This window comes from Kitasatospora sp. NPDC058406, from assembly GCF_042722765.1.
Lineage (GTDB): Bacteria > Actinomycetota > Actinomycetes > Streptomycetales > Streptomycetaceae > Kitasatospora.
In genome coordinates, this window is sequence record NZ_JBHXKE010000282.1 from 1 (window position 1) to 10,817 (window position 10,817).

Here is a 10,817-nt window from a genome sequence, read left to right on the forward strand (position 1 = left end):
GTGCCGGGCCGACGCCGCAGTGGTGCGGAGACCGGGCCCGGGCGGCGCCGTGGGGCGCCGTGGGGCCGCGGGCCGGAACGGGCTCAGAACCCGGTGACCCCGTGCCCCGCGAGGTAGGCGATCGGGTTGACCACGGCGCCGTAGCGGTTGCTGGAGCGGATCTCGAAGTGCAGGTGCGGCCCGGTCGAGTTGCCGGTGTTCCCGGAGCGGCCGATCTGCTCCCCGGCCGAGACCCGGTCGCCCGCCGACACCGAGACGGCCGACATGTGCGCGTACTGGGCGTACCGGCCGTCCGCCAGCCGCAGCACGACCTCCTTGCCGTACGCGCCGTCCCAGCCGGCCGACACGACGGTGGCCTTGCCGACCGCGAGCAGCGGGGTGCCCGGGGGGACCGCGAAGTCGACCCCGGTGTGGTAGCCGGCCGCGTACTCGGGGTTGCGCACGCCGTACGGGTTGCTGGTCGGGGCGCCCGGGACGGGGGCGGACCACTCCGGGGCGGGGGCGGGGGCGGGGGCGGGAGCCGGCGCAGGCTCGGGCTCGGGGGCCGGTGCGGGGGCGGGGGCGGGCTCGGGAGCCGGCTCGGGGGCGGGCTCGGCCGGTGCCTGGTCGGCCGACGGCGCCGGGGCGGCCGGCTCGGGGGCCAGCAGGTTCACCGCCACGGCCACGAGCTCCTGGGCCGAGTCGTGGTCGTGCGACAGCTTGTACTCGCTGGGACCGGCCACCTGGACCAGGGCCGGGGTCTGCGCCGCCCCCTGCGGGACGGTGAAGGCCGAGCTGCCGGGGGTGGTGGGGGTGACCGTCTGCGCCGAGGCGTTGCCGGGGGAGGCGACCAGCAGGGCGCCGGCCAGTATGACCGCGCTGGCGGCGGCGGCACTGGTGGCCCGGTTGCGGTCGGTCCGCAGCAGCGGGGCGACGGTGACGTGGTTCCGGTCGTTTCGCAGCGGCGAGGCGGCGGCGAGCCGGCGAAGGGCCGGCCCCAGGGGCGGGACAGGGGGCATCGGAGCTCAACCTCACGGACGTACGGGGGCAGCACGCTGAGCCCGGTCGGGCGGGCTGAGCAGGGACCACTCAGGTGTAACCGTCACCGAGCGGAGTCCCAAACGGTGTGACGTACTACGGCGTGTAGTCAGTGTTGCGCCGGAGATTCAAACCGACGGAGTAACGATCATGAGATCGGATGGTCTGTTCATGGCCCCACGTGCTCGGCCGTCCGTCCGGCCGTCCTACTACTCCCGCTCGTACCGGCCGGTGGCGCTGTGACCAGCACCACCCGCGGGCCGAGTTTGAAGCAGGGCGAATCGGGTCGAAACCAACGAATCCGGCCCGCCCCCGCAGGTGCGGGGACGGGCCGGACGGATGGTTCAACGGCGCCTGGTCACAGGCTGATCACCACTGCTCGGTGGATCAGTTGTCGACCGGGCGGACGCGGATCCAGGTCTCCAGGTAGTTCGAGGACTCGTTCTCGACCTCGATGCTGGTACCGGTCTTCGGGACCTTGACGCTGCTGTACTTGTTCTCCTCCGACCAGTAGGACTTCAGGTCGGAGAACTCGTCGACACCCTTGGCCTTCGGGTAGACCGTCGGGACGCCGGCCTTGTGCAGGGTCAGACCGTCCACGCGGCGCGAGCCGAAGGTCGAGTCGTAGCCCTGGACGCGCGGGCGCTGCAGGGTGCCGTCCGACCACTTGAGCGGGGTCGGGTGCGAGTCGATCGGGAGGATCAGGCCCTCGCCCGGGTGGTTGGTGACGTTGTTGTCGCTCTGCGACTCGTCCCAGTACCAGAGCAGCAGACCGGGCTGGTAGGCGTAGTGCTCGACCCAGTTCGGCTTGCTGTTGGCGAAGCCGAAGTTGTACGGGCCGGTCTTCAGGGTCTTGTCGTACGAGACGTACTGGCGGTTCTCGGCGATGTAGTACTGGGCGTACTCGTTCGAGAACTTGCCGCTGATGCGGGAGAAGCCCTTCGCGGCCCAGCCGTTGTCACCGTTCTCGGCACCGTCGGTGAAGACGGTGGCGCCGTCGGCGGTGACCGCGATCTCGTCCAGGGCCAGGCCCTTGAGGTGCAGGCCACCGTCGGTGGTGTAGTGGAAGCGGACCTTGACGGCCTTGCCGGCGTAGGCGTTCAGCGGGAAGGAGAGGTCGCCCCACTTGCCACCGGAGGTGCCCGTCAGACCGGCCTTCTCGGCCGGGTTCTTCGGGATGGCGACACCGTTGAAGGTGCCGTCCAGGGCCGCCCAGTTGGCACCACCGTCGGTGGAGACCTCGGCGTAGCCGTAGTCGAAGTCCTGCTCGATGTCGTACCAGGCCTTGGCCGTCAGCGTGGCCGAGGTCTTGCCGGTGAGGTCGACGTCACGGGTCAGCGAGACGTTGAGGTCGTCCGCGCTGCCGCTCCACCACTCGTTGGCACCCGCGAACGGGGTGTTGATCTCGGTGGTGACGGTCTTCTTCGGCAGGTCGACGACGAGCGCCTGCGGCAGGTTGGAGTTGTACTCCGCCGGGCCGATGTGGTGGGTCGACTCGGTGCCGGCCTTGGCCTTCTCGAACTTCAGCCAGCCGAGCTTCAGCTTGCTCCAGGCGTCGAGGTCGTTCGGCTTGTCGCCGATCGAGTCCTTGCCCTCGCCCAGCCAGGAACCGGAGGACATCAGCGACCAGAAGCCGACCGAGTTGTCGATCCCGCTGCCCGAGGTGTCGTACAGGTCGGGCAGACCGAGGTCGTGGCCGTACTCGTGGGCGAAGACACCGAGGCCGCCGTTCTCGGGCTGCATGGTGTAGTCGCCGATCCAGATGCCGGTGCCGCCGACCGGGGTACCGCCGAGCTTGTTGTCGCTCGGGCCGGTGGAGCCCGCCTGGGTGCCGTAGACGTACGAGCGGTGGGCCCAGAGCGCGTCGGTGCCCTGCTTGCCGCCGCCCGCCGACTGGTCCTCACCGGCGTGCACGATCTGGAAGTGGTCGATGTAACCGTCGGGCTCGTTGAAGTTGCCGTCGTGGTCGAAGTCGTACCGGTCCCACTGGTCGTACTGCGCGATGGTCGCCTTGATCTGAGCGTCCGTCTGGCCCTTGGCCTTCTGGTCGGCGACCCAGGAGGTGATGCCGTCGCGGATCAGGTCCTGCGCGTTGTTGCAGACGTGCTGGCCGCAGTAGTCCGAGCCGTAACGGGCCTCGTTCCACGGCACCTTCACCCAGTCGGTGACCTGGCCGTCGACCGAGTAGCGGCCCGAGGACTGCTTCTCGTAGTACGTCTTCAGCGAGTCCTGGGTCTTGCTGAAGTACAGGTCCTGGAAGTGCTGCTGGTTGTAGTCGGCCTGCCACGCGGTCGAGTTGTTGGTGGCGGGGTCCGGCTTCTGGATCTGGTTGCGCTGCGGGCCGGGGGTGCCGCCGTACTTCAGCTTGCCGTCCGGCGTCGTGGTGGTGTTGTCCACCTGGTCGCTGAACTCGACCAGAATGGTGAAGATCTTGTCCGTGCGCTCGCGGGAGAGCTCGACGTACTTGTCCTTGCCCAGCTTGATGCTGGTGCCCCCGCCGTGCTGCTCGATCTTGGCGGTGCCGGCGAGCAGCTGCTCGGTGGCGGCCTTCTGCTCGGCCTCGACCTTCTCGGTCAGCGGGCCCGGGAAGTTGTGTTCAGTGCTCTGAACAGCCTCGGCCGGGTCCTTCGGCACGGGGGCGGAGCCGGCGGCAACGGCCGTGCTCGGGAGCAGTCCCGCGCCGAGCGCGGCTATGACTGCCGCGGCCGAGGCGACTGCAGCGGCTTTCCTGGTCATCTTCAACGTTGTGACGTCCTCCCCAAACCGGTCCGGCTCTTGGCCTTCCGGTAAACCAATGAAAGACAGGTGGAGGTCATTTGATCCAAGCGTGGACGGAAAAGATAGACCTTGACCGTGACATGGCCACAGCGCTATGCTCCGCGACTTCGTATCAGCTGACGCTCCGTCAAGAACATTGGCATTAAAGATGACTGCATGATCGATCGCACTCGCACCGGCGCCCGGTCAGGCCCCCCGCCTGGGACTTCGTGGGCCGGATCACAGCTTCGACGAGGACGTGAAAAACGGCTCGGGCCCCCGGCGCGAACGCCGGGGGCCCAAACCGTTTGCTGTTATCTGTTAACTGTTTCTACTTCGTCAGGTCGGGACCCGACGAGGCGACGGCGGCCGGAGTGTCCGCGACCGCGGACTTCTCCTCTCCGCGGAAGGTGAACTTCGCTTCCTTGCCCTCGCCCTCGACACCGACGACCACGATGTGGCCGGCCCGCAGCTCGCCGAAGAGGATCTTCTCGGAGAGGTGGTCCTCGATCTCGCGCTGGATGGTCCGGCGCAGCGGACGGGCACCCAGGATCGGGTCGTAGCCGCGCTTGGCCAGCAGCCTCTTGGCCTCGACGCTGAGCTCCAGGCCCATGTCCTTGTCCTTGAGCCGCGAGTCCACCTTGTCGACCATCAGGTCGACGATCTGGATGATGTCTTCCTCGGTCAGCTGGTGGAAGACGACGATGTCGTCGACGCGGTTCAGGAACTCGGGGCGGAAGTGCTGCTTGAGCTCCTCGCCGACCTTGGCCTTCATCCGGTCGTACCCGGTCTGGGCGTCACCCGCGGCCGCGAAGCCCAGGTTGAAGCCCTTCGAGATGTCCCGGGTGCCGAGGTTCGTCGTCATGATGATGACGGTGTTCTTGAAGTCGACCACGCGGCCCTGGGAGTCGGTCAGACGACCGTCCTCCAGGATCTGCAGCAGCGAGTTGAAGATGTCCGGGTGGGCCTTCTCCACCTCGTCGAAGAGGACGACGGAGAACGGCTTGCGGCGCACCTTCTCGGTCAGCTGGCCGCCCTCCTCGTAGCCCACGTAGCCGGGGGGCGAACCGAAGAGCCGGGAGACGGTGTGCTTCTCCGAGAACTCGGACATGTCGAGGGAGATCAGCGCGTCCTCGTCACCGAAGAGGAACTCGGCGAGCGTCTTGGACAGCTCGGTCTTACCGACGCCGGACGGGCCGGCGAAGATGAACGAGCCGCCGGGGCGCTTCGGGTCCTTGAGGCCCGCACGGGTGCGCCGGATGGCCTGGGAGAGCGCCTTGATGGCGTCCTTCTGGCCGATGACGCGCTTGTGCAGCTCGTCCTCCATGCGCAGCAGCCGGGAGGACTCCTCCTCCGTCAGCTTGAAGACCGGGATGCCGGTGGCGGTGGCCAGGACCTCGGCGATGAGTTCCTCGTCGACCTCCGCGACGACGTCCATGTCGCCGGCCTTCCACTCCTTCTCGCGCTTGGCCTTGGCCTGGAGGAGCTGCTTCTCGTCGTCGCGCAGGGACGCGGCCTTCTCGAAGTCCTGCGCGTCGATCGCGCTCTCCTTCTCGCGGCGCACGTCGGCGATCTTCTCGTCGAACTCGCGGAGGTCCGGCGGCGCGGTCATCCGGCGGATGCGCATCCGGGAGCCGGCCTCGTCGATCAGGTCGATGGCCTTGTCCGGCAGGAAGCGGTCCGAGATGTACCGGTCGGCCAGGGTGGCGGCGGCGACCAGGGCGGCGTCCGTGATGGAGACCCGGTGGTGGGCCTCGTAGCGGTCGCGCAGACCCTTGAGGATCTCGATGGTGTGCGGCAGCGACGGCTCGGCGACCTGGATCGGCTGGAAGCGGCGCTCCAGCGCGGCGTCCTTCTCCAGGTGCTTGCGGTACTCGTCGAGCGTGGTCGCACCGATGGTCTGCAGCTCGCCGCGGGCCAGCATCGGCTTCAGGATCGAGGCGGCGTCGATGGCGCCCTCGGCGGCACCCGCGCCGACCAGGGTGTGCAGCTCGTCGATGAACAGGATGATGTCCCCGCGGGTGCGGATCTCCTTGAGGACCTTCTTCAGGCGCTCCTCGAAGTCACCGCGGTAGCGGGAGCCGGCGACCAGGGCGCCGAGGTCCAGCGTGTAGAGCTGCTTGTCCTTGAGCGTCTCCGGGACCTCGCCCTTGACGATCGCCTGGGCCAGGCCCTCGACCACGGCGGTCTTGCCGACGCCGGGCTCACCGATCAGGACCGGGTTGTTCTTGGTGCGGCGGGACAGCACCTGCATGACCCGCTCGATCTCCTTCTCGCGCCCGATGACCGGGTCGAGCTTGGCCTCGCGGGCGGCCTGGGTGAGGTTGCGGCCGAACTGGTCCAGGACCAGCGAGGTCGACGGGGTGCCCTCGGCGGGCCCGCCGGCCGTCGCCGACTCCTTGCCACCGCCGGTCTGGTACCCGGAGAGCAGCTGGATGACCTGCTGGCGCACCCGGTTGAGGTCGGCTCCGAGCTTCACCAGGACCTGGGCGGCGACGCCCTCGCCCTCGCGGATCAGGCCGAGCAGGATGTGCTCGGTGCCGATGTAGTTGTGGCCGAGCTGCAGGGCCTCGCGGAGCGACAGCTCCAGGACCTTCTTCGCCCGGGGGGTGAAGGGAATGTGACCGGACGGGGCCTGCTGGCCCTGGCCGATGATCTCCTCGACCTGCTGGCGAACAGCCTCAAGAGAAATCCCGAGGCTCTCCAGGGCCTTAGCGGCGACACCCTCACCCTCGTGGATCAGACCCAGGAGGATGTGCTCGGTGCCGATGTAGTTGTGGTTGAGCATCCGGGCTTCTTCCTGAGCCAGGACGACAACCCGCCGCGCGCGGTCGGTGAACCTCTCGAACATCGTTTATCGCTCCTCAGAGCGGTCGGGCAGTTCGGGGTCCGTCCCCGCCCTGTCCTTCCGCATGCTAGTCCCGCTCAGCGGCGCGGCCCACGGATTCACTCCCTGGTAGGGGAGAGACATGCTGCGCGACCAGCCGACACCAATCCCAACCTCATGTTGGGAGACGGTGTTCCCACAGGTGGGCCGGATGCACCGGATGCCGCTACGCCATCGGCGAACAACCTCTGCCGCAGCGCAGCCGACAAGCGTCCGACCGGTCACGCGTACTGCCCCGGGCGGGGTGACTGACCCCGTCCACCTGCATTCATACCCGGTATCGGGGCGGTTCTCGCGCAGTTTCCGGGGTGGCGGTGTTCGCCTGGCGAGAAGTCGCCCGGTGGTGACGGCGGTTCGGCCTCGGCCGTCGGGTCCGGTACGCCATACCGGTGGTGTCCGCGTGACCGCTTTCGCCCCTACAGCGTTGCACAGGCCGTGATTGTTCCGCCGCCCGTCCCGTCGCCCCGGTCACGGCCCCGGTCACGGCCGTGGTCACGGTCGCGACCGCGGACCGGGTCGGCCCGGGGACCGGCGTCCGGGCCGCTGCCCGGGCCGCTGCCCGAACGGGCAGCCCGCCCCACCGTTCACACCGCCGTCCCCGCGCCCGCCGACGGGCGTGCCGGCGGACCGGTCACCGTCCGGGTGTGCGCCGCGGGGCGCGGAGGAATGTCCTCCGCGCCCCGCGCGTGTGCCATGGACGCTTCACGCGACCTCCGGGACCCCGCACCCGTCCGGGCGGCCGGGCGACGCCCGGATCAGGCCGCGTTGGCCTTCTCGTAGGCCTCGCGCACGTTGCTCGGCACGCGGCCGCGGTCGTTGACGTCCAGACCCTGCTCCTTGGCCCACGCGCGGATCTTCGCGGTGTCCGGGACGCTGCCGGACGGGCGGGGGGCCGAACCGCGGCCCGGACGGCGGGCTGCGGCCAGCCGTCCGCTCTGCTTGCGACCCTTCTCGACGTACGGCGCCAGCAGATCGCGGAGCTTGTCCGCGTTGGCGCTCTTCAGGTCGATCTCGTAGGCAACACCGTCGAGCGCGAACGTGACCGTTTCGTCCGCCGACCCGCCGTCGAGATCGTCTTCAAGAATGACCTGCACCCTCTGTGCCACGGGCTTCCCTTTCCGCTAAACGACCCATTGCCTAAGGAAAGGAAAGCGCCTTTCTCCGGAAAACACAAACCCCTGCCCCGTCCGGGAGCGGCTCACAGGTGCAGCAGCATGCGCGAGTTGCCCAGCGTGTTGGGCTTCACCCGCTCCAGGTCGAGGAACTCCGCGACACCTTCATCGTACGAGCGGAGAAGTTCTTCATAGACATCCGTAGCGATGGCCGCCGGGTCTGTCGTACCATCATCGGTTTCCTGGAGCTCGCCGATCTCGACGAAACCGTGTTTCGCGAAGAACGGAACCTCGAACGTCAGGCAGAAAATCCGACGGACGCCGAGCCAGCGGGCGGTCTGCAGCAGCTTCTCCAGCAGGAGATGTCCGACGCCGTGGCCCCGGCAGGACGGATCGACCGCGAGCGTGCGGACCTCGGCGAGGTCCTCCCACATCACGTGCAGGGCGCCGCACGCCACCACGGCTCCGGTGTCGTCGCGTTCGGCGACCCAGAACTCCTGGACGGATTCGAACAGGGTGACGGTGGGCTTGTCGAGCAGAATGCCGTCGCGCGAGTAGGCATCGATGAGCCCGCGCACTGCCCGCACGTCCGTGGTCCGCGCCCGGCGGATGGTGACCTCCATGGCGGGACGTTATCGTGCCGGCCCCGGTGGGGTCTCCCCGGTATCGGGCCCGGTCTCCGCGGAATCCTGGGCGGCCGGATCGGGCGGGAACAGAGCGGCGACCCGCAACGCGTCGCGGAGAGCCTCGCGTTGCTCCGGTGACATCAGGCCGAAGAAGTGCACCAGGGCGGCGGCAGGATTGTCACCGGTGGCCCAGGCGTCGTTCATGAGAGCGGCGGTGTACGCCTCGCGGGACGAGACCGGTTCATATCGATAGGCCCGTCCCACCCGCTCGCGGCGGAGCCAGCCCTTTCTGTGGAGCTTGTCCAGGACGGTCATCACCGTGGTGTACGCGATTTCGCGTTCGGACCGCAGATCCACGAGAACCTCGCGAACCGTGACCGGTCGGTTCCACTGCCACACCCGGGTCATGATGGCGTTCTCAAGTTCGCCGAGTTGCCGGACCATAGTGCGGCCAGGATAGGGAGTGAATGGGGCAAATCTTGTGAAGTGCCGCCAAACCGGCGCGCCGCCACTCCCGGAATCGGGAATGGCGGCGCGGGTGCCGTGGTGGCCGACGGGCGTCAGTCGACCACGTCCTCCTTGGCCTTCCGGGCTCCGCCCTGGCTGCGGATGATGGCCCGCACCAGGAAGCCGAAGCCGATCGCCATGACCAGCGGTGGGACGATAGCGCTGACGTAGTCCATCAGGTCACTCCTCCTCGGTCTTCTCCGCCGCGGTGGCGGCGGACGCCTTGGGCTCCGGCTTCACCAGCGGGAAGAGCACCGTCTCCCGGATGTTCTTGCCCGTGAGCAGCATGATCAGGCGGTCCACGCCGAGACCGAGACCGCCGGTGGGCGGCATCGCGTACTCCAGGGCCCGCAGGAAGTCCTCGTCGATCTGCATCGCCTCGACGTCGCCGCCGGCCGCGAGCAGGGACTGCGCGGTGAGGCGGGCGCGCTGCTCGACCGGGTCGATCAGCTCGGAGTAGGCGGTGCCGATCTCGGTGCCGAAGATCACCAGGTCCCACTTCTCGGCCACGCCGGGGACCGAGCGGTGCTGACGGGTCAGCGGGGAGACCTCGGTCGGGTAGTCCTTGATGAAGGTCGGCCGGACGGCGTTCTCCTCCAGCAGGCGCTCGACCATCTCCAGCACGATCTGGCCGTGGCCCCACTCCTTCTCGAAGGGGATGCCGTGCTCGGCGGCCAGCTTGCGGAGCTCCTCGACGCCGGTCTCCGGGGTGACCTCGACGCCGAGCCGGGCCGAGATGCCGGGGTAGACGCCGACCTCCTCCCACGGCTCGGCCAGGTCGATCTCGTGCTCGACGCCGTGCGGGTCGAGGCCCCTGATCACCGTGGTGCCCAGGGCGTCCCGGGCGGCGTTGACGATGGTGGCCCGGATCAGCTCGGCCTGGGTGTCGTAGTCGCCGTAGGCCTCGTACGACTCCAGCGAGGTGAACTCGGGGTTGTGGGTGGAGTCGGCGCCCTCGTTGCGGAAGTTGCGGTTGATCTCGAAGACCTTCTCCGCGCCGCCGACGACGAGCCGCTTGAGGTACAGCTCGGGGGCGATCCGCATGAAGAGGTCGATGTCGTACGCGTTGATGTGCGTCTTGAACGGCCGCGCGTTGGCGCCGCCGTGCACCGGCTGCAGCATCGGGGTCTCGACCTCGATGTAGCCGCGCTCCTCGTAGGTGCGGCGGATCGAGCGGACCACCTTGGACCGCAGGTGCAGGATCTCGCGGGCCTCGGGGTTGACGATCAGGTCCACGTACCGCTGGCGGACCCGGGCCTCCGGGTCGGTCAGGCCCTTGTGCTTGTCCGGCAGCGGGCGCAGGCACTTGGCGGTGAGCTCCCAGCGGTCCACCATCACCGACAGCTCGCCGCGGCGGGAGGTGATCACCTCGCCCTCCACGCCGACCTGGTCGCCGAGGTCGATGTCGGCCTTCCACGCGGCCAGCCGCTCCTCGCCCAGCTTGTCCAGGGAGAACATCACCTGGAGGTCGCCGGAGCCGTCGCGCAGGGTGGCGAAGCAGAGCTTGCCGCCGGTGCGGGAGAGGATCACCCGGCCGGTGATGCCGGCCCGCTCGCCGGTCGCGGTGTCCGGGGCGAGGTCCGGGTGCTTGGCCCGGAGGTCGGCGATGGTGCTGGTGCGGGGGAAACCGACCGGGTACGGGTCGATGCCGGCGGCCCGGAGCCGGTCCAGCTTCTCGCGCCGGACGCGCATCTGCTCCGGAAGGTCGTCGGTCGCGGGGATTGGGCTCTGATCGCTCACCCCACCAGGGTAGCCAGCCCCGGCCGGTGCTCCGCCACGGGATTGCCCGCGGCCCGCGGCGGCCGTCCCGGCCGGGGCCCGGCCCGCGGTGCGTCCCCGGGGTGGGGGGGGGGGGCCGGGGGCCCGCCACCCCCCCCCGGGGGGGGTCGGGGCGGTGGAATATAAAACAAA

Annotated in this window: 8 protein-coding genes; all 8 read right to left on the reverse strand. The window is 69.0% G+C overall.

What is annotated here, in order from left to right; all coding sequences use genetic code 11:
* Window positions 1-83 precede the first annotated feature (83 nt).
* Window positions 84-998 (reverse strand): M23 family metallopeptidase, encoded by a 915-nt coding sequence (locus ACFWOG_RS35465; RefSeq protein ID WP_329951409.1) that lies wholly within the window; start codon window positions 996-998, stop codon window positions 84-86.
* A gap of 406 nt (window positions 999-1,404) precedes the next feature.
* A complete protein-coding gene (locus ACFWOG_RS35470) occupies window positions 1,405-3,753 on the reverse strand; it encodes an immune inhibitor A domain-containing protein (RefSeq protein ID WP_329951410.1) in 2,349 nt (782 codons plus the stop codon).
* Between the two features lie 352 nt (window positions 3,754-4,105).
* Window positions 4,106-6,625, reverse strand: coding sequence for an ATP-dependent Clp protease ATP-binding subunit (locus ACFWOG_RS35475; protein WP_329885570.1), 2,520 nt, complete (start codon window positions 6,623-6,625; stop codon window positions 4,106-4,108).
* 791 nt (window positions 6,626-7,416) lie between these two features.
* On the reverse strand, window positions 7,417-7,767 hold the full coding sequence (locus ACFWOG_RS35480) for an Lsr2 family protein (protein ID WP_329885569.1): 351 nt from the start codon (window positions 7,765-7,767) through the stop codon (window positions 7,417-7,419).
* Window positions 7,768-7,859: 92 nt separating this feature from the next.
* Window positions 7,860-8,396 (reverse strand): amino-acid N-acetyltransferase, encoded by a 537-nt coding sequence (locus ACFWOG_RS35485; protein ID WP_329885568.1) that lies wholly within the window; start codon window positions 8,394-8,396, stop codon window positions 7,860-7,862.
* A gap of 9 nt (window positions 8,397-8,405) precedes the next feature.
* A complete protein-coding gene (locus tag ACFWOG_RS35490) occupies window positions 8,406-8,843 on the reverse strand; it encodes a BlaI/MecI/CopY family transcriptional regulator (RefSeq protein ID WP_329885567.1) in 438 nt (145 codons plus the stop codon).
* 116 nt (window positions 8,844-8,959) lie between these two features.
* Window positions 8,960-9,082 carry a hypothetical protein gene (locus ACFWOG_RS35495; RefSeq protein WP_329885566.1) on the reverse strand — a complete coding sequence of 41 codons (123 nt, stop codon included), beginning with the start codon at window positions 9,080-9,082 and terminating at the stop codon, window positions 8,960-8,962.
* Window positions 9,083-9,086: 4 nt separating this feature from the next.
* A complete protein-coding gene (gene lysX, locus ACFWOG_RS35500; protein WP_329951411.1) occupies window positions 9,087-10,646 on the reverse strand; it encodes a bifunctional lysylphosphatidylglycerol synthetase/lysine--tRNA ligase LysX in 1,560 nt (519 codons plus the stop codon).
* Window positions 10,647-10,817 lie beyond the last annotated feature (171 nt).

What these genes read in the sequence shown, in the direction of transcription:
- ACFWOG_RS35475 (WP_329885570.1), bottom strand. Translation starts at nt 6,625, where the DNA reads ATGTTCGAGAGGTTCACCGACCGCGCGCGGCGGGTTGTCGTCCTGGCT.
- ACFWOG_RS35495 (WP_329885566.1), bottom strand. Translation starts at nt 9,082, where the DNA reads ATGGACTACGTCAGCGCTATCGTCCCACCGCTGGTCATGGCGATCGGC.
- ACFWOG_RS35490 (WP_329885567.1), bottom strand. Translation starts at nt 8,843, where the DNA reads ATGGTCCGGCAACTCGGCGAACTTGAGAACGCCATCATGACCCGGGTG.
- ACFWOG_RS35465 (WP_329951409.1), bottom strand. Translation starts at nt 998, where the DNA reads ATGCCCCCTGTCCCGCCCCTGGGGCCGGCCCTTCGCCGGCTCGCCGCC.
- ACFWOG_RS35485 (WP_329885568.1), bottom strand. Translation starts at nt 8,396, where the DNA reads ATGGAGGTCACCATCCGCCGGGCGCGGACCACGGACGTGCGGGCAGTG.
- ACFWOG_RS35470 (WP_329951410.1), bottom strand. Translation starts at nt 3,753, where the DNA reads ATGACCAGGAAAGCCGCTGCAGTCGCCTCGGCCGCGGCAGTCATAGCC.